The organism is Sedimenticola hydrogenitrophicus (assembly GCF_029017505.1).
GTDB classification, from domain to species: Bacteria; Pseudomonadota; Gammaproteobacteria; order Chromatiales; family Chromatiaceae; genus Sedimenticola; species Sedimenticola hydrogenitrophicus_A.
The window spans coordinates 1-23,324 of sequence record NZ_JAQGEI010000033.1 but is presented as its reverse complement, the minus strand read 5'-3'; the positions used below and the strand labels follow the sequence as shown (position 1 = coordinate 23,324).

The 23,324-nt window shown below is 60.1% G+C and carries 24 protein-coding genes; 20 read left to right on the top strand and 4 right to left on the bottom strand.

Features of this window, described 5'->3' with window-relative positions:
• The first annotated feature begins 28 nt into the window (after positions 1-28).
• From queA to secF, 5 genes are all read left to right on the top strand, one after another.
• A complete protein-coding gene (gene queA, locus O9K64_RS18125; RefSeq protein WP_275099514.1) occupies positions 29-1,060 on the top strand; it encodes a tRNA preQ1(34) S-adenosylmethionine ribosyltransferase-isomerase QueA in 1,032 nt (343 codons plus the stop codon).
• 161 nt (positions 1,061-1,221) lie between these two features.
• Positions 1,222-2,316, top strand: coding sequence for a tRNA guanosine(34) transglycosylase Tgt (gene tgt / locus O9K64_RS18120; RefSeq protein ID WP_275099513.1), 1,095 nt, complete (start codon positions 1,222-1,224; stop codon positions 2,314-2,316).
• A 188-nt stretch (positions 2,317-2,504) separates the two neighbouring features.
• The gene (yajC, locus tag O9K64_RS18115) at positions 2,505-2,837 is read left to right on the top strand and encodes a preprotein translocase subunit YajC (RefSeq protein WP_275099511.1); all 333 of its coding nucleotides are present in this window, start codon (positions 2,505-2,507) and stop codon (positions 2,835-2,837) included.
• A gap of 91 nt (positions 2,838-2,928) precedes the next feature.
• On the top strand, positions 2,929-4,782 hold the full coding sequence (gene secD / locus O9K64_RS18110) for a protein translocase subunit SecD (RefSeq protein WP_275099510.1): 1,854 nt from the start codon (positions 2,929-2,931) through the stop codon (positions 4,780-4,782).
• Between the two features lie 14 nt (positions 4,783-4,796).
• Positions 4,797-5,735 carry a protein translocase subunit SecF gene (gene secF, locus O9K64_RS18105; RefSeq protein ID WP_275099509.1) on the top strand — a complete coding sequence of 313 codons (939 nt, stop codon included), beginning with the start codon at positions 4,797-4,799 and terminating at the stop codon, positions 5,733-5,735.
• Between the two features lie 78 nt (positions 5,736-5,813).
• On the opposite strand, the gene O9K64_RS18100 is transcribed toward secF, so the two are convergent.
• Positions 5,814-6,059: a hypothetical protein gene (locus tag O9K64_RS18100; protein ID WP_275099508.1), complete on the bottom strand. Its 246-nt coding sequence runs from the start codon at positions 6,057-6,059 to the stop codon at positions 5,814-5,816.
• A gap of 262 nt (positions 6,060-6,321) precedes the next feature.
• Positions 6,322-7,119 (bottom strand): inositol monophosphatase family protein, encoded by a 798-nt coding sequence (locus tag O9K64_RS18095; RefSeq protein WP_275099507.1) that lies wholly within the window; start codon positions 7,117-7,119, stop codon positions 6,322-6,324.
• A 126-nt stretch (positions 7,120-7,245) separates the two neighbouring features.
• Between O9K64_RS18095 and O9K64_RS18090 the strand changes: the two genes are divergently transcribed.
• The 11 genes from O9K64_RS18090 to O9K64_RS18040 all read left to right on the top strand — a co-directional run bounded on the left by O9K64_RS18090 (position 7,246) and on the right by O9K64_RS18040 (position 16,468).
• On the top strand, positions 7,246-7,974 hold the full coding sequence (locus O9K64_RS18090; RefSeq protein WP_275099506.1) for an RNA methyltransferase: 729 nt from the start codon (positions 7,246-7,248) through the stop codon (positions 7,972-7,974).
• Positions 7,975-8,259: 285 nt separating this feature from the next.
• Positions 8,260-9,087, top strand: coding sequence for a serine O-acetyltransferase (gene cysE / locus O9K64_RS18085; protein ID WP_275099505.1), 828 nt, complete (start codon positions 8,260-8,262; stop codon positions 9,085-9,087).
• 59 nt (positions 9,088-9,146) lie between these two features.
• Entirely contained in the window at positions 9,147-9,665 is a 519-nt protein-coding gene (gene iscR, locus O9K64_RS18080) for a Fe-S cluster assembly transcriptional regulator IscR (RefSeq protein WP_275099504.1), read from the top strand.
• 34 nt (positions 9,666-9,699) lie between these two features.
• Positions 9,700-10,914 (top strand): IscS subfamily cysteine desulfurase, encoded by a 1,215-nt coding sequence (locus tag O9K64_RS18075; protein ID WP_275099548.1) that lies wholly within the window; start codon positions 9,700-9,702, stop codon positions 10,912-10,914.
• A 102-nt stretch (positions 10,915-11,016) separates the two neighbouring features.
• Positions 11,017-11,403, top strand: coding sequence for a Fe-S cluster assembly scaffold IscU (iscU, locus tag O9K64_RS18070; RefSeq protein WP_275099503.1), 387 nt, complete (start codon positions 11,017-11,019; stop codon positions 11,401-11,403).
• 73 nt (positions 11,404-11,476) lie between these two features.
• Positions 11,477-11,800, top strand: coding sequence for an iron-sulfur cluster assembly protein IscA (gene iscA, locus O9K64_RS18065; protein WP_275099502.1), 324 nt, complete (start codon positions 11,477-11,479; stop codon positions 11,798-11,800).
• 78 nt (positions 11,801-11,878) lie between these two features.
• Positions 11,879-12,424, top strand: a complete 546-nt coding sequence (hscB, locus tag O9K64_RS18060; protein WP_260294498.1) for a co-chaperone HscB — start codon at positions 11,879-11,881, stop codon at positions 12,422-12,424.
• A gap of 54 nt (positions 12,425-12,478) precedes the next feature.
• Positions 12,479-14,350 carry a Fe-S protein assembly chaperone HscA gene (gene hscA, locus O9K64_RS18055; RefSeq protein ID WP_275099501.1) on the top strand — a complete coding sequence of 624 codons (1,872 nt, stop codon included), beginning with the start codon at positions 12,479-12,481 and terminating at the stop codon, positions 14,348-14,350.
• 22 nt (positions 14,351-14,372) lie between these two features.
• Positions 14,373-14,711 (top strand): ISC system 2Fe-2S type ferredoxin, encoded by a 339-nt coding sequence (fdx, locus tag O9K64_RS18050; RefSeq protein ID WP_260294500.1) that lies wholly within the window; start codon positions 14,373-14,375, stop codon positions 14,709-14,711.
• Positions 14,712-14,730: 19 nt separating this feature from the next.
• Positions 14,731-14,925, top strand: a complete 195-nt coding sequence (gene iscX / locus O9K64_RS18045; protein WP_260294508.1) for a Fe-S cluster assembly protein IscX — start codon at positions 14,731-14,733, stop codon at positions 14,923-14,925.
• Between the two features lie 304 nt (positions 14,926-15,229).
• A complete protein-coding gene (locus tag O9K64_RS18040) occupies positions 15,230-16,468 on the top strand; it encodes a DUF1015 domain-containing protein (protein WP_275099500.1) in 1,239 nt (412 codons plus the stop codon).
• 246 nt (positions 16,469-16,714) lie between these two features.
• On the opposite strand, the gene O9K64_RS18035 is transcribed toward O9K64_RS18040, so the two are convergent.
• Positions 16,715-17,056 carry a hypothetical protein gene (locus tag O9K64_RS18035; protein ID WP_275099499.1) on the bottom strand — a complete coding sequence of 114 codons (342 nt, stop codon included), beginning with the start codon at positions 17,054-17,056 and terminating at the stop codon, positions 16,715-16,717.
• A gap of 107 nt (positions 17,057-17,163) precedes the next feature.
• Here O9K64_RS18035 and O9K64_RS18030 point away from each other — a divergent pair, with 107 nt between their 5' ends.
• From O9K64_RS18030 to O9K64_RS18020, 3 genes are all read left to right on the top strand, one after another.
• On the top strand, positions 17,164-19,341 hold the full coding sequence (locus tag O9K64_RS18030; RefSeq protein WP_275099498.1) for a type I secretion system permease/ATPase: 2,178 nt from the start codon (positions 17,164-17,166) through the stop codon (positions 19,339-19,341).
• A gap of 34 nt (positions 19,342-19,375) precedes the next feature.
• Positions 19,376-20,776 (top strand): HlyD family type I secretion periplasmic adaptor subunit, encoded by a 1,401-nt coding sequence (locus O9K64_RS18025; protein ID WP_275099497.1) that lies wholly within the window; start codon positions 19,376-19,378, stop codon positions 20,774-20,776.
• Between the two features lie 306 nt (positions 20,777-21,082).
• On the top strand, positions 21,083-21,748 hold the full coding sequence (locus tag O9K64_RS18020; RefSeq protein WP_275099496.1) for a LuxR family transcriptional regulator: 666 nt from the start codon (positions 21,083-21,085) through the stop codon (positions 21,746-21,748).
• Positions 21,749-22,048: 300 nt separating this feature from the next.
• On the opposite strand, the gene O9K64_RS18015 is transcribed toward O9K64_RS18020, so the two are convergent.
• A complete protein-coding gene (locus O9K64_RS18015; protein WP_275099495.1) occupies positions 22,049-22,312 on the bottom strand; it encodes a DUF86 domain-containing protein in 264 nt (87 codons plus the stop codon).
• 347 nt (positions 22,313-22,659) lie between these two features.
• Here O9K64_RS18015 and O9K64_RS18010 point away from each other — a divergent pair.
• Positions 22,660-23,324: retention module-containing protein (locus O9K64_RS18010; protein ID WP_275099494.1), on the top strand; the 665-nt coding region annotated here is incomplete at its 3' end.

The window sequence follows — 23,324 nt, the reverse complement described above, 5'->3', positions numbered from 1 at the left end:
TGGCAGTCTATGGTAATATGCGCCCCCCATGCAGAGAAGCGACTTCCACTACGATCTCCCCGATGAGCTGATTGCCCAGTTTCCGACCGGAAACCGGCAGGACAGCCGTCTGCTGCATCTGCCGGGCGGCGACGCGGCGCCGGTCGATCGCCTGTTTGTCGACCTGCCCTCACTGCTGCAGGCCGGTGACCTGCTGGTGTTCAATGATACCCGGGTGATGCGGGCTCGGCTGTTCGGCCGCAAGGCGAGTGGAGGACGGGTTGAACTGCTGATCGAGCGGGTGCTGGAGCCTGGCCTGGGTCTTGCCCATATCAGGGCCAGCAAGTCATCCAAGGCGGGCAGCCGCATTCTGCTGGAAGGCGGCGGTGAACTGGAGGTCCGGGGGCGGCAGGAGGATCTGTTTGTCATTGCCTCCCATGACGCCGATCTCCATGAGCTGATGCGGCGGTCAGGACATATGCCGCTCCCTCCCTATATCTGCCGCGACGATGAGGCACTGGATGAGGAGCGCTACCAGACCGTCTACTCCGATCGCGAGGGGGCGGTGGCGGCACCCACCGCGGGTCTCCATTTTGACCATGACATGCTGCAACGGCTGGATGCCATGGGGATCGAGCGCGCCTGCGTCACCCTGCATGTGGGCGCCGGCACCTTTCGGCCGGTGCGGGTCGATCGCTTGGAGGAGCACGTCATGCACAGCGAGTACGCGGAGGTGAGCCCGGAGGTGTGCGCGCGGGTGCGTGCGGCGCGTGCCCGGGGCAACCGGGTGGTGGCGGTCGGCACCACCAGTGTACGCAGTCTGGAGTCTGCCTCCCGGGAGGGGGAGATACAGCCGTTCTATGGGGATACCCGGCTGTTCATCACCCCGGGTTACCGGTTCCGCAGTGTGGATGCCCTGGTGACCAACTTTCATCTGCCGGAATCCACCCTGCTGATGCTGGTGGCGGCCTTTTCCGGATATGAGCGGATCATGGCGGCGTATCGGCATGCGGTCGCCCGGCGTTACCGTTTTTTCAGCTATGGGGATGCGATGTTTCTGGAGCGTTTGACCGGGCCATAATCGACAGGCAAAAAAAACGCGGCAAGTGGATTGCCGCGTAAATAAATCCACCAAAGGAGGATGGAGGAGTGCGTACTGAGTTGTTTTTCAGTACATGCGTAGTTTCTAATATATGCTGCATTGTGTCAAGTCGTTAAAATCCATTTATGTTGATATAAATCATGCTATTTGAAGTCACAAACCTTGACGGCGCGGCGCGCCGGGGGCGGATCACCTTCCCGCGCGGTTCGATCCAGACACCGGCCTTCATGCCGGTTGGGACCTATGGCACGGTCAAGGCGATGACCCCGGAGGAGCTGGAGTCGGGCGGTGCCGAGATCATCCTCGGCAACACCTTCCACCTGATGCTGCGCCCCGGCACCGAAATCATCTCCGCGCATGGCGACCTGCATGACTTCATCCACTGGCAGCGCCCCATACTGACCGATTCCGGAGGGTTTCAGGTGTTCAGCCTGGGGGCGATGCGCAAGATTACCGAGGCCGGTGTGCACTTTCGCTCGCCGATCGACGGCAGCCGGATATTCATGGGGCCGGAGGAGTCGATGGCGGTACAGCGTCAACTCGGTTCCGATATTGTGATGATCTTCGACGAGTGTACCCCCTATCCCGCCACCGAGCTGGAGGCCCGGGTCTCCATGGAGCTCTCGCTGCGCTGGGCGCAGCGCAGCAAGCAGGCGCACGGCGATAACCCCTCGGCCCTGTTCGGTATCGTCCAGGGCGGGGTTTATGAGGCGTTGCGCGGACGTTCCCTGGAGGGGCTGATGGAGATCGGTTTCGACGGCTATGCGGTGGGCGGGCTGTCGGTGGGCGAGCCGCCCGCCGATCGCTGGCGGGTGCTGGATTTTCTCTCCTCAAGGCTGCCGGCGGACAAGCCGCATTACCTGATGGGGGTGGGGACGCCGGAGGATATCGTCGAGGCGGTGCGGCGCGGCATCGATATGTTCGATTGCGTCATGCCGACCCGCAATGCGCGTAACGGCCACCTGTTTACCCACCAGGGGGTGGTGCGCATCCGCAATGCCGTGCATGCCGATGATACCGGCCCGTTGGACCCGCATTGTGATTGCTATACCTGCCAAAACTACAGCCGCAGCTATCTGCGTCATCTTTCGCGCTGCAACGAGATCCTGGGTGCCCGGCTGAATACCATCCATAACCTCTATTATTATCAGTCCCTGATGCGCGCTATCCGCCAGGCCATCGCCGAACAGCGGTTTGATGCCTTTGCCCGGGATTTTTACGCCATGCGGGCCTGATCTTCCGGCTTGAAAAACCATCCGCGAGGTCGCATCTTCGGGTATTGCTCCGCCCTTGATCGGCCGGTGGTGGTGATAAATTCTTTAATCACAACAACTGTGGCATAATGCCCCGCTTGTGATTCCCGCACGGTGTGGTCCGTGCCGAATCAGTACATTTTGACCACTTGACTTAAGGTAAGAACACCATGAGTTTCTTTATTTCAGATGCCATGGCCCAGGCGGCTGGCGACGGTGCGGGTTCACCCGGTTTGGAAGGCCTGATCTTGCCGATCGGCCTGATTATCATGCTCTATTTCCTGATGATTCGTCCGCAGATGAAGCGTCAGAAGGAGCACAAAAAACTGGTCGAGACCCTGGCCAAGGGCGATGAGGTACAGACCGAAGGCGGATTGATGGGCAGGATCTCCGATCTGGGTGAGAATTTCGTCAAGGTCGAAATCGCTGAAGGGGTCGAGGTCAAGATCCGCCGTCAGGCGGTGGCGGCCATCATGCCAAAAGGCACCCTGAAAGAGCTGTAATCACTGGCCGGCCCGTACGGGCCGGCTGTTTCGTAGGGCCCCCGGGTTGCTCCGGCGTGTCCCTGTAGAGCTTCCGCAACAACAGATAACGATGAACCGATATCCTCTCTGGAAGAACCTCCTCGTAGTGGTGCTGGTGCTGTTTGGCCTGCTCTACGCCCTGCCCAACGTTTTTGACCAGGACCCCTCACTGGAGATCAGTGGCAGTCGCCGGGCAACGGTCGGTTCCGCGACCGAACAAACGGTTCGCACGGCCCTGGACAAGGCGAACATCGCAATCAAGTCAACCGATGCCGGCGACGACAAGCTGCTGGTCCGGTTCAACGACTCGGAGAGTCAGTTGCGGGCCAAGGAGATTCTGGAGACCACCCTGGGCGGCGATTATACCCAGGCCCTGACGCTCTCCACCGACGTGCCGGGCTGGCTGCAGACCGTGGGCGCGCTGCCCATGTACCTGGGTCTGGATCTGCGCGGCGGTATTCATGTGCTGATCGATGTCGACATGGACGCCGCGGTGAGCCAGGCAATGGAACGCTACAACGGTGATCTGCGCACCCTGTTGCGGGATGAGAAGCTGCGTTATAGCCGGGTGGCCGTCCGTGATGACGCCATCCTGGTCTCGTTCAAGGAGGCTGGGCTGCGCGACCAGGCGCTGGATGTCATCGGCAACGAGTACCGCGACCTGCAGTTGGAAGCCCTGGACGAGGGGGAGGAGTTTCTGGTCCAGGCTAAAATGAGTCCCAGCGAGCAGCGCGCGGTGAAGAAATTCGCCCTGGACCAGAACATCACCACCCTGCGTAACCGGGTCAACGCCCTGGGGGTCTCGGAGCCGGTGATCCAGCAGCAGGGCGAGCGGCGTATCGTGGTGCAGCTCCCGGGCGCCCAGGACCCCTCGAAACTCAAGGAGCTGCTCGGTGCCACGGCCACCCTGGAGTATCGCCTGGAGGATACCGAGCACAGCGTGGAGGATGCGCTGGCCGGCCGGGTGCCGCCCGGCTCCAGATTGTACCAGACCCGTGATGGCCGGCCGATTCTATTGAAACGGCGGGTGATCGTGACCGGCAACCAGATCACCGACGCTTCGTCCGGCTTCGATCAGCGCACCGGCAGTCCCATGGTGTCGGTCAGCCTGGACAGCCAGGGTGCGCGGCGCATGCGCAATGTGACCACCGAAAACGTCAACAAGCCGATGGCGGTGGTGTTTATCGAAACCCGTAAGGATACCCGCCTGGTGAATGGCCAGCCGGTGACCCGCAAGGTCCAGGTGGAGGAGGTGATCAGTGTCGCCAATATCATCGAGCCGTTCGGGCGCCGCTTCCAGACCACCGGTCTGGACAGCCCGGAAGAGGCCCACGACCTGGCGCTGTTGCTGCGCGCCGGTGCCCTGGCGGCGCCGATCGATATCGTCGAGGAGCGGACCATCGGTCCCAGCCTGGGGCAGGATAATATCGATCAGGGCTTTGCCTCGGTACTGATCGGCCTGGCCGTGGTGATGATCTTCATGGCCATCTACTATAAGGTGTTTGGCTTGGTGGCCAATATGGCGCTGCTGACGAACCTGGTGTTCATCGTGGCGGTGCTCTCCATGCTGCAGGCGACCCTGACCCTGCCCGGTATCGCCGGTATCGTGCTCACGGTCGGTATGGCGGTGGATGCCAATGTGCTGATCTTCGAACGTATTCGTGAGGAGATTCGCAACGGCAGCACCCCACAGGCGAGCATCTTTGCCGGTTACGAGAAGGCGCTCTCCACCATCGTGGATGCCAATATCACCACATTGATAGCCGCCGTGGTGCTGTTCAGCTTTGGTACCGGACCGATCAAGGGCTTTGCCGTCACCCTGTTTATCGGCATCCTGACCTCCATGTTTACCGCCATTGTGGGCACCCGCGCCGTGATCAATCTGATCTATGGCGGCAAGCGTGTCGCCCGGCTCAGTATCTGATTGGGATGACTCTGATGCAGATTTTTAAACGAAAGACCGAAATCGACTTCATGGGCAAGCGCAAGCTGGCCGCGATCCTCTCGGTGCTGCTGGTGCTGATCTCCCTCGGTTCCGTCCTGGTGCGCGGACTGAGCCTCGGGATCGACTTTACCGGGGGGACCCTGGTCGAGGTCGGTTACGCAGAGGCGGCGGAGCTGTCCAAAGTGCGGGGCGTCCTGGGTGAGGGCGGCTTCGGCGATGCGCAGGTACAGCACTTCGGTACCTCCCGGGATGTGCTGGTGCGGCTACCGCCCCAGGCGGAACTGGCGAGCGCCGAACTCAGCGACCGTGCCTTCACCGCGCTGAAACAGGCGCAGGCCGGCGAGGCCACGCTGCGCCGGGTGGAATTCGTCGGTCCCCAGGTGGGCGACGAGCTGACCGAGGACGGGGGGCTGGCGATGCTCTACGCCCTGATCGGCATCCTGGTCTACGTGGCACTGCGTTTCGAATACCGCTTCGCCCTGGGTTCGGTGATCGCCCTGGTTCACGACGTGCTGATCACCCTGGGCATCTTTTCCATGTTCCAGATCGAGTTCGATCTGACCGTGCTGGCGGCATTGCTGGCGGTGATCGGTTACTCGCTGAATGACACCATCGTGGTATTTGACCGTATCCGGGAAAATTTCCGCAAGATGCGCAAGGGGAGCGCGGTGGAGATTATCAACAGCTCGCTGAACCAGACCCTGGCGCGCACCCTGATGACCTCGCTGACCACCCTGCTGGTGCTGGTCGCCCTGTTTGTGTTTGGCGGCGAGATCATTCACGGCTTTGCCTTCGCGCTGATTATCGGCGTCCTGGTCGGTACCTACTCCTCGATCTACGTGGCCAGTACCGCGGTGTTGATGCTGGGCATCAGCAAGGCGGACCTCATGCCGGTGGTCAAAGAGGGCGCCGAGGTGGATGCCGAACCCTGACGCAGGCGGGAAAATAACAGACCGTAAAAAGCCCGGCGGGGGAGCCACCCGCCGGGCTTTTTTTGTGTGTGGTTGAGGCTATCCGCAGGCGTGTTTGAGGTTGGGGAAATCGATGATCTCCGCCTCGGTTTTCCCGTCATCTGTCCGCCGGTGGTTTGGTCTGCCGGTCTGTGCCGGACGGATCTCGAGGATTTCGAAATCCGTGGTATCGGCACAGAGTGAGGATTCCAGAGAGAGCTCAAGCAGGCCATCCAGCACATCGCGCATGATCATCTCAAGCGCACGATCACTGATCGTAACGGTGATATCTGAATTGTCCTTCATGGCGCCCGATCTCCAAAGTGCCCAATGAATGTGGCACCTTCTATGAACTTAACCGGTTTATCGGGCCGGGTGTGAAAAACTTTAGGTCCCGCGCAAGAATAATTCCGTAGTACCGAGGGCGTTCCTGGGCCCCGCTGGCAAGGCACGCTTTGCAGGCAATGGCCGCTCCCTTGGCAAAAAGCGTAACGCCGCCAGCGGGGTCCAGGGGCGACCGAATACAGGAACTTATTCTTGCGCGGGTCCTTAGCGGACTATCGGTAAATCAGGCGCGCAGCCGCTCGGTGAGGTGCGGACGGATCACGCCGGCCATGGCGGAATGGAGTCGCAGACCGCCGGCAATGAGGTTGCCGGTCTCGAAGAAGCGGCCGCCGCCATTGATATCGGACACGGTACCGCCGGCCTCTTTGACCAGCAGGGCGCCGGCGGCGAAATCCCACTCGGAGAGCCCCAGTTCCCAGAACCCGTCCAGGCGTCCGGCGGCCACGTAGGCCAGGTCCAGTGCCGCCGATCCCGGCCGGCGGATGCCGGCGGTATCCTTGATCAAATCCCGGAACATGCCCAGATAGGCATCCAGATTGGATAGGTCGCCGTACGGAAAACCGGTTCCGAGCAGCGCCCCTTCCAGCGTTTTCCGACTGGTTACCCGGAGGCGCCGGTCGTTGAGCAGCGCGCCGTCTCCGCGGCTGGCGGTAAACATCTCGTCGCGCAGCGGATCATAGACCAGCCCGTGCTCCAGTACGCCCTTGTGTTTCAGAGCGATGGAAATGGCGAACTGGGGGAATCCATGCAGGTAGTTGGTGGTGCCGTCGAGCGGATCGATGATCCACTGGAACTCATTGCCGCTCCTGCTGCCGCTCTCTTCCGCCAGGATGGCGTGGTTGGGGTAGGCGCTCCGCAGGGTGTCAATAATGGCCTGTTCGGAGGCCCTGTCCACTTCCGACACGAAGTCGTTGCGGCCCTTCTGGGTAATCGTCAGGGTGTCGGATCGCTCGTAATAACGGAGGAGTATGTTACCGGCGCTACGCGCGGCACGGACAGCAATATTCATCATCGGGTGCATGGGCGTGGAAGATACATCAACCCGCGCCGCTAATAAAGGGGAAATCACTTTCCGCGGCAAGATTTTTCGCGCTGTCACGGTTCAATCCAGCTGAGAAATGACACCGAATCAGGTAGGCTTGCGACTATGCTGAAGAACATCAAAATTATCCTCATCGAGACCACCCATCCGGGCAATATCGGTGCCGCCGCCAGGGCAATGAAGAACATGGGGCTGGGTCGGCTCTGTCTGGTCGCCCCGCGCACCTTCCCCAGCGCGGAGGCGACCGCGCGGGCGGCCGGTGCGGACAGTATCCTGGAGCAGTGCCGGGTCTTTGAAACGCTGGACCAGGCCCTGGCGGGGTGTCGGTTGGTGGTCGGGGCAAGCGCCCGTCTCCGGACGGTGGAGTGGCCGCAGTTGCTGCCCCGGGCCTGCGCCGAGCAGCTGTGGACCGAGGCGACCCAGGGCGAGGTGGCGATCCTGTTTGGCCGCGAGAGTTCCGGGCTGCGCAACAGCGAGCTGGATCGCTGCCACTATCTGGTGCATATCCCGGCCAATCCTGAATACAGTTCCCTGAATATTGCCCAGGCGCTGCAGGTCATCTCCTATGAAATCTACCTGCAGTCACTGGTGGTAGCCGAGCCCCGGGAGTCGGAGTTGGTAACCGCGGCGCCGGTGGAGGCGATGGAAGGATTTTTCCAGCATCTGCAGCAGGCGCTGCTGGATATTGGTTTCAGCGATCCCCGGCAGTCGGCGAAACTGCAGCGGAGACTGCGGCGGCTGTTTCTGCGGGCGCGCCCGGATCCGGAGGAGCTCAATATCCTGCGCGGTATCCTGAGTGCGGCGCAAGGCCGTAAGTCGATGCGGCGCGAATAGCTCGTCGGTTGACCCCTGCCTACCAAGTACTCATTGCCATAAATACACTGCCGTATTTTTACAGGCCGTAGGTTGGGGTGAGGAACGAACCCCAACATTAGTGTGCGCATGATCGGAAATCTGTTGGGGTTCGCAAGCTCACCCCAACCTACAGCCGCTCCCATGACGGTAGTTTGCCGCGCCGGGGTGGCGGGTGCCGGCGCTGGTCAGTCGGTGAAATAATCGAGTAGAATAGTCGGGAATAGCAGTTTCCTGATGTCGTGCCGGAGTAGATGGAATCCCCTAATGTTCACTCGTCTCAAAGAAGATATCGCCAGTGTATTTGAACGCGACCCGGCGGCCCGCAACGCCTTCGAGGTGCTGACCACCTACCCCGGTCTGCACGCCCTGCTGATGCATCGCTTGACCCACTGGCTGTGGAATATCGGCCTCTGCTGGATCGCCCGGTTCCTTTCCACCTTCGCGCGCTGGACCACCGGGATCGAGATCCATCCGGGGGCCTCCATCGGGCGCCGCTTCTTTATCGATCACGGCATGGGTGTGGTCATCGGGGAGACGGCGGTGATCGGCGACGACTGTACCCTGTATCACGGTGTCACCCTTGGCGGCACCAGTTGGCAGAAGGGCAAGCGCCATCCGACCCTGGGTAATAATGTGGTGGTGGGGGCCGGCGCCAAGGTGCTGGGCCCGATCGAGATCGGCGACGGTGCCCGAATCGGTTCTAACGCGGTGGTGCTGAAAGCGGTTCCACCAGGCACCACGGTGGTCGGTGTGCCCGGGCGCCTGATCGCGGCGGCGTCCGGCGCCACCAAGGCGCGGCGTTCGGAGATCGCCGAGAAGATGGGCTTTGACGCCTATGGTGCCACCAGTGATGCACCCGATCCGGTCGCCCACGCCATCAACTGCATGCTGGATCATATCCACGTCATGGATCAGCGCATGCAGACCATGTGTCAGATACTCCAGCGCGTCAGCGAAGATCACCCCGACCTGGAGATTCCCGAGATAGACACCTCAGAGATCGCCTCTACGGCCGAAGAATTGCTTAAAATACAAGGAGCTGAAAATCAGGAGTTGGCGACTCCGGTGAAAGAAAATAGCGGCCCTGAATAGTTGACTGATTCACTCAGGTATTATATATTAGCGTCATCAAATATTGAGGAGTATCCGCTGTGAGGTTAACCACAAAAGGACGTTATGCAGTAACCGCCATGCTGGACCTGGCCTTCCACCAGGGGGAGGGGCCGATCACGCTGGCGGATATCGCCGAGCGTCAGGGTATCTCCCTCTCTTATCTGGAACAGCTGTTTTCCCGGTTGCGGAAAAAGCTCCTGGTATCCAGTGTCAGGGGCCCGGGGGGCGGATATGTGCTCGGCAAGGAGGCCGACGAGATCTTTATCGCCGCTGTCATTACCGCCGTGGATGAAAAGGTCGATACCACGCGGTGTGGCGGCAGCCACAACTGTCAGGACAACGAGCGCTGTCTGACCCATGATCTCTGGCATGACCTCAGTGACCAGATATATGACTATCTTAACCGGATCAGCCTGCATGATTTAATGGAGCGGCGCGGGGTTAAGAAGGTCGCACAGCGACAGGATGAAGAGCGACGCCGGGCAGCTGAAAAGGCCGCCGTTTCGGCCGATGTGAAATTTGCAGCTACCCCGGTGGGTACAGGCGTACGGGCCTGATACCGGTCGACAACCTTAAGAATTTGGAGTGATGATGAAATTACCCATCTATATGGACTATTCGGCAACCACGCCCGTTGATCCCCGGGTTGCGGAGAAGATGTGCCAGTACCTGACCCCGGACGGCATGTTCGGCAATCCGGCCTCGCGTTCCCACAAGTTCGGCTGGGATGCGGATGACGCGGTAGAGCAGGCGAGAAGCGATGTCGCCGCACTGCTGAATGCCGATCCCAAAGAGATCGTCTGGACCTCGGGAGCGACCGAGTCCGACAATCTGGCCATCAAGGGGGCCGCCCATTTCTATCAGAAACAGGGTAAGCACATCATCACCAGCAAGACCGAACACAAGGCGGTTCTGGATACCTGCCGGCAACTGGAGCGTGAAGGGTTCGAAGTGACCTACCTCGATCCCGAGCCGAATGGCCTGATCGATCTGGCTAAGCTCGAAGCGGCGATGCGGGACGACACCATCCTGGTCTCCATCATGCACGTGAATAACGAGATCGGGGTCATTCAGGATATCGAGGCCATCGGCGAGCTGACCCGCGCGCGCAAGATACTGTTTCATGTGGATGCCGCGCAGAGCGCCGGCAAGGTGCCGCTGGACATGGAGCGCATGAAGGTGGACCTGTTATCCCTCTCCGCGCACAAGCTCTATGGCCCGAAGGGCATCGGCGCGCTGTACGTGCGACGTAAGCCACGGGTTCGTCTGGAGGCCCAGATGCACGGCGGTGGCCATGAGCGCGGCATGCGTTCGGGTACCCTGGCCACCCACCAGATCGTCGGTATGGGCGAGGCGTTCCGTCTCGCCAAGGCGGAGATGGCACAGGACAATGAGCGCATCATGCAGTTGCGTGACCGGCTCTGGAACGGCATCAAGGGGATGGACGAGGTCTATCTCAATGGCGATCTGGAACATCGGGTGGCGGGCAACCTCAATATCAGTTTTGCCTATGTCGAGGGCGAATCGCTGATCATGGCGCTGAAAGACTTTGCCGTTTCCTCCGGCTCGGCCTGTACTTCGGCCAGTCTGGAGCCCAGTTATGTGCTGCGCGCCCTCGGCCGGGAGGACGAACTGGCGCACAGCTCAATCCGCTTCACTATCGGTCGTTTTACCACCGAGGAGGAGGTCGACTATGTCATCGGGCTGATCAGTCAGCAGGTCAACCGTCTGCGCGAGCTTTCGCCCTTGTGGGATATGTTCAAGGAAGGGATTGATCTCCATTCGGTACAGTGGGCGGCACATTAGGTGCGCGTTACTGTCTGATTGGGTATATAAGGTTAATCTATTTGCAGTTTACCAGTGTCACCGGCATATATTGGTCTGGGCACTGAATCCGGAGAATTGAGAATGGCATACAGTGAGAAGGTCCTGGACCACTATGAGAACCCCCGCAACGTCGGCGTGATGGACAAGGAGGCCAAGAATGTCGGTACCGGGATGGTCGGTGCGCCCGCCTGTGGTGATGTGATGCGACTGCAGATACAGGTGAATGAGCAGGGCGTGATCGAGGACGCCAAGTTCAAGACCTACGGTTGCGGTTCCGCCATCGCCTCCAGCAGCCTGCTGACCGAATGGGTGAAGGGCAAAACCCTGGAGGAGGCGCAGCAGATCAAAAATACCCAGATCGCCGCGGAGCTGGCATTGCCGCCGGTCAAGATTCACTGCTCCGTGCTTGCCGAGGACGCGATCAAGGCCGCGGTGCAGGATTACACGGCAAAGAATGCAAAGGGCTAGCCGTTAAGGCATTATATTGCCTCTAGTGTTGTTGTAGATCGGGATGCCGAAAGGGAACCCGGAGTGAGACGATATGACCATTACCATAACTGAAGCGGCTGCCACGCATGTGCGCAATTATCTTGAAAACCGGGGGTCGGGCCTGGGTATAAGACTCGGTGTCCGCACCTCCGGCTGCTCGGGCATGGCTTACGTTCTGGAATTCGCCGACGAGAGTGAAGCGGATGACCAGATTTTCGAACAGCATGGCGTCAAGGTGCTGGTCGATCCGAAGAGCCTGCTCTATCTGGACGGCACCGAGCTGGATTACACCCGCGAGGGACTCAACGAGGGGTTCAAGTTCAATAATCCCAACGTCAAGGACTCCTGTGGTTGTGGCGAAAGCTTTAACGTCTGATGGGGTTTTTCTCTCTCGGCACCGAGTTCACACCACCCGATAACCGTTTAAAGCCCAATAGCAGTTTAAAACCAAGCGATGCTGGATTTCTCAAAGAACTACTTTGAGTTGTTTGGCTTGCCGGTGGGTTATATCGTAGACACTGAACAGCTATCAGCTCATTACCGTGAGTTGCAGAGAGCAGTGCATCCCGACCGGTTTGCCAATGCAACAGAACAGGAACGCCGCCTCTCGATGCAGGGGGCGGTGCGCATCAACGAGGCCTACGAAACCCTGAAAGATCCGGTCCTGCGTGCCAGCTATCTGCTCAGTCTGAATGGGATCGAGATGGAGCATGGCCGGGAGACCACCCGGGACGCCGCTTTCCTGATGGAGCAGATGGAGCTGCGCGAGGAGCTGGAGGCGGCGCGTGACAAGCCGGATCCGTATGCGGTGATCGCGGAGTTCATGACCGATGTGAATCGACGGATCAACGGCCTGATCGCTCAGATGGCGGTCCAGTTCGAGTCGGCGACGCCGGAGCAACTGGCGGCGGCCAAAGAGAATCTGCTGAAGATGCAGTTCCTGAAAAAACTTCGTTTTGATGCCGAATCCCTCGAAGCCGAGCTGGATGACGCCCTATGATAAGCTGTTCTGATAGGCTGCGCTGTACAGCGATCGACTGAGGATCCCAGGATTATGGCCTTACTCCAACTTTCTGAACCGGGACAATCCGTCGCGCCGCATCAACACCGGCTGGCGGTCGGGATCGACCTGGGCACCACCAACTCCCTGGTCGCTGTCGTACGCAGCGGCAAGGCGGTCACCTTGCCGGACGAGGACGGTGAGCATCTGCTGCCGTCGGTCGTGCGCTACCTGGAAAATGGCATCGAGGTGGGTCGCCGGGCCCGGGAAATGGCGGCGCAGGACCCCCTGAATACCATCATCTCGGTCAAGCGCCTGATCGGTCGCGGGCTCGCGGATATCAAATCCCTCGGCAACAAGCTGCCGTACCGGTTCCAGGAGGGCAACGCGGCCGTTCCGCGGATCCAGACCGTACGGGGTGAGGTCAGCTCCATCGAGGTCTCTTCGGAGATTCTCAAGTCCCTGGTGCGGCGTGCCGAGCATTCCCTGGGCGGTGAGCTGGAAGGCATCGTGATCACCGTACCGGCCTATTTCGATGACGCACAGCGGCAGGCCACCAAGGATGCCGCCACGATTGCCGGGCTCAAGGTGTTGCGGCTGCTCAATGAACCCACGGCGGCGGCGGTCGCCTACGGTCTGGATACTGGCTCGGATGGCGTGCATGCCATCTACGACCTGGGTGGCGGTACGTTCGATATCTCGATCCTGCGCCTCAACAAGGGGGTGTTCGAAGTCCTCTCCACCGGCGGCGATTCCGCGCTGGGGGGCGATGACCTGGACCACGCGGTGGCCGAATGGATCATGGCCCAGGCCGGTATCGACCGGGATGCCGACCACTCCATCCTGCGCCAGCTGATGCAGGTGGCCTGCAAGGCGAAAGAGGCGCTCACCGCGGCGCACAGTACCGCGATCACGGTAGCCCTGGTCGACGGCACGACCTGGCAGGGCGAACTGAGCCGCGCACAGTTCGAGACCCTGATCGAACCCCTGATACGCAAGACCCTGGCGCCCTGTCGCCGGGCCCTGCGCGATGCCGGTCTGACCCCGGAGCAGATCAAGGATGTGGTGATGGTCGGCGGTTCCACCCGGGTCCCGCGGGTGCGCGAGCTGGTGGGCGAGTTTTTCCGCACCGATCCGCTGGTGGACATCGATCCGGACCGGGTAGTGGCGATTGGTGCCGCCATTCAGGCGGATGTCCTGGTGGGCAACAAGTCGGACCACGAGATGCTGCTGCTGGATGTCAATCCGCTGTCGCTAGGGATTGAGACCATGGGCGGACTGGTGGAGAAGATCATCCCGCGCAATACCACCATTCCGGTGGCCCGGGCCCAGGAGTTCACCACCTTCAAGGACGGGCAGACCGCCATGGCCGTGCATGTGCTGCAGGGCGAGCGGGAACTGGTTGCCGACAACCGCTCCCTGGCGCGCTTCGAGTTGCGCGGCATCCCGCCCATGGTGGCCGGCGCCGCGCGCATCCGGGTCACCTTCTCGGTGGATGCCGATGGCCTGCTGAGTGTGGAGGCGCAGGAGCAGAGCAGCGGCGTCAAGGCGAGCGTCGAGGTGAAACCCTCCTATGGATTGACCGATGGTGAGATCGAATCCATGCTGCGGGAATCCATTGACCATGCCAAGGAGGACATGGAGGCGCGGCTGCTGCGCGAACGGCAGGTCGAGGCGGAGCGCGTCATCGAGGCGCTGACCGCGGCCCTGCATGCCGATGGCGACGAGCTGCTGGATGCGAAGGAACGAAACGGCATAGAATCGGCCTTGCGGACGCTCGCCGAGATCACCCGGGAGGGGGATCAGGCCGCCATCAAGGCGGCGGTGGAGGCGCTGGAGAAATCTTGCGAGTTCTATGTCGAAAGACGTATGAACGCCAGTGTGCGCAAGGCCATGTCCGGTCACCGCATTGACGACTTTGAATAGCGACAGCAGCATAGGATTGAACATGACTCAGCTTATTTTTCTTCCCCATGAAGAGATCTGCCCGGAAGGGGCGGTGATCGAGGTGGAACCCGGCATCTCCATTTGCGATGCGGCCAATCAAAATGGCATAGAGATCGAGCATGCCTGTGAAAAATCCTGTGCCTGCACCACCTGCCACGTGATCATCCGCGAGGGTTTCGACTCGCTGGGAGAGGCGGATGAGGTGGAAGAGGATCTGCTGGACAAGGCGTGGGGGCTGGAGCCGGAATCCCGTCTCAGCTGTCAGGCGCAGGTCGGTGATGAGGATCTGGTAATCGAGATACCAAAATACACCATCAATATGGTTTCAGAAACTCACTGAATTGGGGCGGATTATGGGTTTGAAATGGACGGATTCTTTCAATATCGCGATCGAACTGGACGAGGCGCATCCGGATGTCGATCCCAGTCACGTCAACTTCGTCGACCTGAACAAGTGGGTCATGGCGTTGCCCGATTTTGATGATGACCCGAAACACACTGGGGAGCGGATCCTGGAAGCCATCCAGATGGCCTGGATCGAAGAGCGGGAATAGCCTGCTGCCCTGTCGGGTTACACCTTCGGCGAACGCGACCTACGGCCGTAGAGGCGGCTCCGCCGCGATGATCGCAGGCCGTAGCTTGGGGTGAGCCTGCAAACCCCAACGGGGCTTCATGCGTATGCGCATGATGTTGGGGTTCGTTCCTCACCCCAACCTACGGGCTGCAACACCTCATGGCGCCCACCAAAACCGCCGCTAATATCGCAATAAGCATCACTGTCTGGACAGCACCTGAACGCTTTGGAACAATGCGCGCTGAATAAGTCGCCGTTTCCTAGCATATCCTTCGAGGAGAGTTATGTCGCTGATCAGAGCATTCCCCGGGCTGCGGCCCGCCGCCGGACGCGCGGAGGAGGTCGCTGCCCCGCCTTATGACGTGATGAGTGACACCGAGGCCAGGGCGATGGTCGAGGGGAGGCCCTGGAGTTTTCTGCACATCTCCCGCCCGGAGGTCGATCTTCCCGCCGATGTCGATCCCTACGCCCCCGAGGTCTATGCCAAGGCGGCGGAAAATCTCGCCACCATGCGCCGTGAAGGGGTGCTGACCCAGGATAGCCGTGACTGTTTCTATGTCTATCGCCTCACCATGGGCACCCATACCCAGCTGGGTGTGGTGGCTGCCGCCTCCGTGGATGCCTATGATGATGGCCGGATCAAGCGCCATGAGCTGACCCGCCCGGCCAAGGAGCTGGATCGGGTCAAGCAGATTTCGGCGCTGAATGCCCAGACCGGACCGGTGTTTCTGGCCTACCCGAGCGATGAGCGGATCGACGACCTGCTCGACGGTGCGGCCGAGGGCGACCCCGACATGGAGGTTACGGGAAGCGATGGGGTGCACCACCAGATCTGGGTACTGTCGGACAAAACCCGGATAACCGCCCTGACCCTGCTGTTCGAAGGGCTGCCGGCCCTCTATGTGGCCGATGGCCATCATCGCTCGGCCGCGGCGTCCCGCGTGGCGGCGCAATGCCGGGCGGGCAATCCCCAACATACCGGGGAGGAGCCGTACAACTACTTCCTGTCGGTCATCTTTCCCCATAAACAGACCCGCATCCTTGATTACAACCGCGTGGTTCGGGATCTGAACGGGATGACCGGCGAACAATTTCTGCGGGTGGTCGGCGAGCGATTCCGTGTCAAGGAGATGGATCAGCCGGTCAAGCCGGAGCAGACGGGGCATTTCGGCATGTACCTGGCGGGTACCTGGTACCGGTTGGTACTGGAGGATGCGCGCATTCCCTCACTCGATCCGGTGGCGAGCCTCGATGTGAGCCTGCTGGCCAATGAATTGCTGGAACCGTTGCTCGGGATAGCCGATCAGCGCACCGACAACCGGATCGACTTTGTCGGCGGCATCCGTGGGCTGAAGGCCCTGGAGCAGCGGGTGGACAGTGGCGAATGGGCGGTTGCCTTCGCGCTCTACCCGACCACCATGAACGCCCTGATGGCGGTGGCGGATGCCGGCCGGATCATGCCACCCAAATCCACCTGGTTCGAGCCGAAGCTGGCGGATGGGCTGGTTAGCCATCTGCTCTGATAACGCTTTCCACCAAGGCGTCAACGCTCCCGTAGTGACGTAGGATGGCTGTGGGAGCGGCTCCGCCGCGAAGTAACCCATCAAACAGACAGCCGTAGATTGGGGTGAGCCTGCGAACCCCAACGGGGTTTATGCGTGGCCCTGGGGCGGGCGAGTGCAGGAACTTATTCTGTTGCAACCCTTCAAGTTCTCCCGTCGCTGCCGATACCCTTTGTAAGGTACAGGGTAGACGTGCGGGATGTCCCGTCAGAGGATGTTGTCATCCTCGATCAGAACCGTGTCTTCCAGCAGGAATTTGGCGCGCAGGCGTTTGCGCATAACCAGCTTCTGTTGCGCGGCGGTGGGCAGGTCGGTGAGCAGTATGAGGTTCTTCTTGATCAGCAGATCAATGACATCCTCCACGACCCGGACCATCTCGTCATCGGTTTGCGACAGATAGCTCTTGGTCTCGGTCTGGTCGCTGTTGCCGGAGAGCAGAAATGCCAGCACCTCTTCATGACTCGCCGGTATCGCCTCCTGGGCTTCCACCCGCGGTTCGCTGAAGAGAGCAATGATCCGACCCTGTTTATCGCGCTGGGCAAATGGCATAGCGGTATGTTGTTCGTCCTGAAAGGTTGATGGATACAATCCACATTGATTAACCATCACGTTAGTATAATGCGCAAAAAAAATCGACAGGAACGTGATTTAATCTGATGAATGTCTCAGTAGAAGCACAAATAGACAATGCCTGGGTCCATCCGCGTGATGGTTCCACCCATGATGACCCCTTGCTGGCTTCGCTGGTCATTGTCGCCAGGCTTTCCGGGAGAAGTTATTCGGCGGAAGCCCTGAGAGCTGGCCTGCCACTGGTGGACAACTGCCTGACCCCGGAGCTGTTTCCCCGTGCCGCGGCGCGGGCGGGACTCTCCTCCCGCGTGGTGAAACGCGCGATCGGGCGGATCTCGGACTTTGTGCTTCCCGCCGTGCTGCTGATGAAACGGCGGCAGGCCTGTATCCTGCTCTCGGTCGATTCCACATCGGGCATCGCGACCATTATCCAGCCGGAGAGTGGTCACGGGGAAAAACAGCAGCCGCTGGCGGAGCTGGAAGCCGAATACAGCGGCTATGCGATATTTATCCAGGCCCAGCATCAGTTCGATGACCGGGCGCCCGAGGTGCTCAAGCTGCGCGAGCGGCACTGGTTCTGGAGCACCCTGTTCAGCTCCTGGCGCATCTATCGCGATGTGCTGGTGGCCTCCTTCCTGATCAACCTGTTTGCCCTGGCAAGCCCGCTGTTCATCATGAACGTCTACGACCGGGTGGTTCCCAACAACGCCGTCGAGACCCTCTGGGTGTTAGCGATCGGCGTTTCCGTGGTGTTCGGCTTTGATTTTCTGATGCGGGTGCTACGCGGTTACTTTATCGACCTGGCGGGTAAAAAGGCCGACGTGCTGCTTTCCGCGCGCATTTTTGAACAGGTGATGGGCATGAAGATGAATGTCCGGCCACCCTCGGTCGGCGCATTCGCCAACAACCTGCGTGAATTTGAAAGCATTCGCGACTTCATCACCTCGGCCACCATCACTACGCTGGTGGATCTCCCCTTTATCGTCTTCTTTCTGTTGGTGGTCTGGTTTATCGGCGGTCCGATCGTACTGGTGCCACTGATCCTCATCCCCCTGGTGTTGATCTATGGCTGGCTGATACAGGCGCCGCTGCGCAAGGCCGTTGAAAGCTCGTTTCGCGCCTCGGCGCAGAAAGGAGCCACCCTGATAGAGACCCTGACCGGCATCGAAACCGTCAAGCACCTGGGTGCCGAGAGCGCCCTCCAGCGCAAGTGGGAGCAGCTGACAGCCCATATCGCCCAGTGGGGTGTGCGCTCCCGTCTGATCTCCTCCTCCGCGGTCAATGTGGCGGTGTTCTTTCAGCAGTTTGCCCAGGTGGCGGTGATCATCATGGGGGTTTATCTGGTCACCGAAGGTGAACTCAGCATGGGCGGGCTCATCGCCTCGGTGATGCTGACCGGCCGGGCGATGGGCCCCATGAGCCAATATGCCAATCTGGCGGTCCGCTATTTTCAGGCCAAAACCGCCCTGAGCAGTCTCAACGGCATCATGGAGATGCCGGTGGAACGCCCCCTGGGGCAATCCTTTGTCAGCCGCCCCAGCCTATCGGGCGGTATCGAGTTCGACAATGTCAATTTCCAATATCCGGGTGAAGAGAACCGGGCATTGACCAATGTCTCCTTCGCCATCCGACCCGGCGAGCATGTGGCGATAATCGGCCGGGTAGGGTCGGGTAAGACCACCATAGAGAAACTGATGCAGGGGCTGTTCGAGCCGACGGAAGGTGCCGTGCGGGTCGACGGAACCGATATGCGCCAGATCGACCCCGCCGACTTGCGGCGCAATATGGGCTACGTGCCCCAGGATATCATGTTGTTTTTCGGCTCGGTGAAGGACAATATCCTGATGGGTGCCCCCCATGTCGACGACGCGGATATCCTGCGCGTGGCGGACTTGTCCGGCACCTCGGAGTTCGTCAATCGGCATCCCCTGGGATTTGATCTCCAGGTCGGCGAGCGTGGCAACAATCTCTCCGGCGGCCAGCGCCAGAGCATTGCCATCGCCCGCGCCCTGGTTAATGACCCGCCGTTTCTGCTGATGGATGAACCGACCAACTCGATGGACCATACCTCGGAAGAGCGCTTGAAAAGGAACCTGGTCGATTATGTGAAAAACCGCACCCTGGTATTGGTGACCCACCGTACCTCCCTGCTGGAGCTGGTGGATCGACTGATCGTGCTGGACGGCGGGCGGGTCATGGCCGACGGGCCGAAAGACCAGGTGCTGCAATCACTCCGGGAAGGTGCGTTGCGTGCGGGTCAATGAGCTTGGCGGCGGCATACAGGATAGAGCCTATTCAATGAAGAGCAGACAGCAGAACAGCACAATCGGACAGACGGCGGCTGGCCAGGCCTCAATTGGCCCGAATGGCATCCATCCTCGGCCCGGATATACCGACGATCTGGAGTACATGACCGATGTGGCGGCAGCCCAGTTGATCAGAACTCCGAAGGGCGGTCGCCTGATCCTGTGGATCGCGGTGCTGTTTATTCTGGTCGCGTTGGTCTGGGCCGATTGGGCCGAACTGGATGAGGTGACCCAGGGTATTGGCCAGGTGATTCCTTCCAGCCAAGTGCAGGTTGTGCAGAATCTGGAGGGTGGCATCGTCGCCGCCCTGCTGGTTGCCGAGGGCCAGAAGGTCGAGAAGGGGCAGATCCTGCTGCAGATTGACGATACCCGGTTCGCCTCATCGCTACGCGAGACTCGCACGCAGTACCTCGCGCTCAAGGCCAAGGCGGCGCGCCTTCAGGCCGAGGCGGAACTGTCCGAGTTTGTCCCGCCGCCGGAGGTGTTGGCGGAAAGTCCGCGCCTGGCCCAACAGGAACAGAGTCTGTATCGGGCGCGACGCTCCGAACTGGACAATAACCGCAGTATTCTCAAAGAGCAGACTGCGCAACGCGGGCAGGAGCTGGCGGAACTTGCGGCCAAGCGGAGCCAGCTCAGGCGCAGCCTCAATCTGGTACGACGGGAGCTGACCATGACCCGCCCGCTGGTCAAGGCCGGAGCCATCTCCGAGGTGGAGGTATTGCGGCTTGAGCGCGAGGTGAACGAACTGGCCGGTCAGCTCGAATCCACCACCCTGTCCATTCCCCGCATCCAGTCGACATTGGATGAGTCGCACAGAAAGCTTGAAGAGCTGGAGCTTCGCTTCAAGAGCAAGGCGCGGGAGGAGTGGAGTGAAGTCAGTGCCGAGCTCTCCTCGCTGACCGCCTCCAGCGTGGCGCTGGAGGATCGGGTGCAGCGTACCGCAGTACGCTCGCCCGTGCGCGGCACCATCAAGCAACTGATGGTCAACACCGTGGGCGGGGTGGTCCAGCCGGGTATGGAACTGGTGGAGATTGTGCCACTGGAAGACAGCCTGCTGGTGGAGGCCAAGGTTCGCCCGGAGGATATCGGCTTTCTGCGGCCGGGACAGAAAACGGTGGTCAAGTTCAGCGCCTTCGATTTCGCTATTTTCGGCGGCCTGCAGGGTCAGCTGGAGCACATCAGTGCCGATACTATCAAGGATGAGGAGGGGAAGAGCTATTACCTGGTGCGGGTGCGGACCGAGCATAATCAGCTGGGCAATGAAATCAATCCACTGAATATCATCCCCGGTATGCAGGCCGAAGTGGATATCCTGACCGGGAAAAAAAGCGTCCTCAGTTATCTGCTGAAACCGGTGCTCCGCGCCAAGGAGCGGGCATTACGTGAGCGCTGATCAAATAATGCTGTTGTGCGATTTGCAATGGTGTTGTAGGAGTACCTCTGGCGCGAAAGGTCTTCGCGGTGGGGGCGCGCCCAGTGGCACAGGCCCTTCGCCTGGATGGAGCCAGCATCGCCCGAACACGAAAAATGGCTTGCGCCCAGAGTGGCGTAATCCGGGAAGAGCAGGGAAGGATGCGGTGAGTGAAACTAACCGCATCGATCGCAATTGATACGCACGCCACGCTATGCCCATCAAAGCCATGGCCGATGGGCAATACAAAAACCTCCGCCAGGAGAGGGACAGGGTAAGGGATTGAAAATGATTCTATTGTGTAGTGTCGATAGACAGGTTCGGGAACACTGGCTCAATGGCCTGGCGGAAGCGCGAATGGCCGCCGAAGCCGTTGCAGACGTGGAACAGCTGCATCGGCGGTTGAATGGAAGCCGTGATCAAATGGTCATACTCCATCTGGATATGCCCGGCGTCGATGCGGTCGGCCTGGTCTCCGACCTGTTGAGGCAACATCCGACCACACGAATCTACTCCATGACCGCAAGACCGGAACCCATGCAGGGGGTGGCTCTGGCGCGTGCCGGTGTACGGGGCTACGGCAACTGCTGGATGCATCCGGTGACATTGAGTCAATCGGCGAGTCTGATCCAGTCGGGTGAACTCTGGTTGGGGCAGGAGGTCATCCAGCATCTGATCCGGGGCGTGGCGGAGGGCGGCGCTGCAGCGGCTGTTCCGAATCCAGCGGCGGCACAACGCCTGGCGGACCTCACCAACCGGGAGCACGAGATCGCCCTGCGGATCGCCGGCGGCGAAAACAACAAACAGATCGGCAACGAACTGGGCATCACCGAGCGCACAGTCAAGGCCCACCTGGGCAACATATTCCAGAAAACTGGCACCAAAAACCGCCTCCAGCTCGCCCTGTTGGCCAGCGCGGTATCATCTTCACCCCGATCCGTGGAGTTCACCTGAATCATAGGGCGCGCTGTGGGCGCCGTATGGCGGGATACCGGAGGGGAAGTCGGGTATGACTCCATTCCGTTCCCGGTCAACCCTCTTCTCCACCCTCCACCAGTAGAGAAGCGGCACCGCCGCGAACAGTACCTTTCGGGTGGTTAAACTTGCGCATCCAATGCGGGCGTATAATCAGGTTCAGCCTGGATGCGTTGTTAGTTCTAGCGGTCTGGATAGGGGTGGAGGTGGAACTGGAAATCAAAGCGGCGCAAATATTGTTGCAGAGTCCGGGCCTAGAAAGGCTGCCCCGGATATTAATCATAGCGAGGGGGATGGTCCTCTATGATATAGCGCATGAATAACATCTCTAACCTGAACCTCTAGCAGAGCCAAGTCACGCTCAATGGTCTTCCAGACTACATCCAGATCAACCTTGAAGTAGCCGTGTGTCAGCGCATTACGTGTACCGTAGGCGGCTTTGAGTGGGAAGTCCGGATTCTGAGTGGCGAAATCCGGGAAGTGGCGATCGACGATCTGCCGAATGGTGTCACGGTGCTGCTGAAACGCAATTGGCGGTTTCATGCGTAGTATCCCATATCATGCTTGGATAGCCCCGACTGTAGCCCATGAATAGTCACCCTTCAATCGCGCATTGCGGATACCCTTCTTCATTTTCAATGACTTGCAGGCCTTTGGGTAGTTAAAACACGTGTGCCCATCAGGTCCAATGGGTACCTCGCGGATATTGTAGGGCGGGGGCGCGACCCGTCACAATGAGCGGATCGGCATCCACCGTGGTTAAGGTGATGGCAGTGCGGGCTAGTACCAGGGTCCAATAGAATCGGCATTCGTTTTGGGTCAGGATTACGGTAACGGATACCCATTTTGGGTAAACCCACAAAACCTGACCGTATATAAAGGGGTAAGTTATGGCCGATTCAACCACAACCGCAAATCAAGCCAGCGCTATTGGCTATGTCAAGTTGATCAGCGGACAAGTCACCGCCATTGACAGCGCGGGAGTAGAACGGCTGCTGCAATTGGGCGATATGGTCTTTGCGGATGACGTGGTCATCACCAGCAGCCGGGCCAGTGTGGTGATTGAACTGCGCGACGGCACCAACCTGAGTATGGGAGGGCAGAGCGAAACCCTGCTGAATGACGAGGTGTACGACCCCGCGGTAGCACAGGATATTGCCGACCGCACCAGCGACATCGATGCGATCCAGCAGGCGATCCTGGCCGGCGCCGACCCCACGCAAGTGCTCGACGCACCCGCCGCCGGAGCGGGCGAGGGCGTCGGTGACGGCAATCAGGGTACGGTCTCCGTCGAACGGACCGGGGCGGAAACCACCCCGGAAAGCGGTTTTGAAACCAGCGGCTTGAACCAGGATTCGGGGCTCCCGCAGACGCAAGAGGGGGGCTTGTTACTTGCAGGTGCGGGAACCGTTACCGATACCGATACCTCACCGGAGAATGACCCGTCGGTGCTGGTTGCCGATATGAACACCGTCGCCGAAGACAATCCAGCCACCGGCAACGTGCTAGACAACGACACCGACGTGGACGACATCTTGACGGTGGCGAGCTTCCA

Excerpts from the sequence above, each read along its gene's own strand:
- cysE (WP_275099505.1), top strand. The coding sequence starts at position 8,260 with ATGTTCACTCGTCTCAAAGAAGATATCGCCAGTGTATTTGAACGCGAC.
- queA (WP_275099514.1), top strand. The coding sequence starts at position 29 with ATGCAGAGAAGCGACTTCCACTACGATCTCCCCGATGAGCTGATTGCC.
- O9K64_RS18025 (WP_275099497.1), top strand. The coding sequence starts at position 19,376 with ATGAAGAGCAGACAGCAGAACAGCACAATCGGACAGACGGCGGCTGGC.
- secF (WP_275099509.1), top strand. The coding sequence starts at position 4,797 with ATGCAGATTTTTAAACGAAAGACCGAAATCGACTTCATGGGCAAGCGC.
- iscU (WP_275099503.1), top strand. The coding sequence starts at position 11,017 with ATGGCATACAGTGAGAAGGTCCTGGACCACTATGAGAACCCCCGCAAC.
- hscB (WP_260294498.1), top strand. The coding sequence starts at position 11,879 with ATGCTGGATTTCTCAAAGAACTACTTTGAGTTGTTTGGCTTGCCGGTG.
- secD (WP_275099510.1), top strand. The coding sequence starts at position 2,929 with ATGAACCGATATCCTCTCTGGAAGAACCTCCTCGTAGTGGTGCTGGTG.
- O9K64_RS18040 (WP_275099500.1), top strand. The coding sequence starts at position 15,230 with ATGTCGCTGATCAGAGCATTCCCCGGGCTGCGGCCCGCCGCCGGACGC.
- yajC (WP_275099511.1), top strand. The coding sequence starts at position 2,505 with ATGAGTTTCTTTATTTCAGATGCCATGGCCCAGGCGGCTGGCGACGGT.
- O9K64_RS18030 (WP_275099498.1), top strand. The coding sequence starts at position 17,164 with ATGAATGTCTCAGTAGAAGCACAAATAGACAATGCCTGGGTCCATCCG.
- O9K64_RS18090 (WP_275099506.1), top strand. The coding sequence starts at position 7,246 with ATGCTGAAGAACATCAAAATTATCCTCATCGAGACCACCCATCCGGGC.
- hscA (WP_275099501.1), top strand. The coding sequence starts at position 12,479 with ATGGCCTTACTCCAACTTTCTGAACCGGGACAATCCGTCGCGCCGCAT.
- O9K64_RS18095 (WP_275099507.1), bottom strand. The coding sequence starts at position 7,119 with ATGCACCCGATGATGAATATTGCTGTCCGTGCCGCGCGTAGCGCCGGT.
- O9K64_RS18015 (WP_275099495.1), bottom strand. The coding sequence starts at position 22,312 with ATGAAACCGCCAATTGCGTTTCAGCAGCACCGTGACACCATTCGGCAG.
- O9K64_RS18020 (WP_275099496.1), top strand. The coding sequence starts at position 21,083 with ATGATTCTATTGTGTAGTGTCGATAGACAGGTTCGGGAACACTGGCTC.
- O9K64_RS18075 (WP_275099548.1), top strand. The coding sequence starts at position 9,700 with ATGAAATTACCCATCTATATGGACTATTCGGCAACCACGCCCGTTGAT.
- iscA (WP_275099502.1), top strand. The coding sequence starts at position 11,477 with ATGACCATTACCATAACTGAAGCGGCTGCCACGCATGTGCGCAATTAT.
- O9K64_RS18100 (WP_275099508.1), bottom strand. The coding sequence starts at position 6,059 with ATGAAGGACAATTCAGATATCACCGTTACGATCAGTGATCGTGCGCTT.
- fdx (WP_260294500.1), top strand. The coding sequence starts at position 14,373 with ATGACTCAGCTTATTTTTCTTCCCCATGAAGAGATCTGCCCGGAAGGG.
- tgt (WP_275099513.1), top strand. The coding sequence starts at position 1,222 with ATGCTATTTGAAGTCACAAACCTTGACGGCGCGGCGCGCCGGGGGCGG.
- O9K64_RS18035 (WP_275099499.1), bottom strand. The coding sequence starts at position 17,056 with ATGCCATTTGCCCAGCGCGATAAACAGGGTCGGATCATTGCTCTCTTC.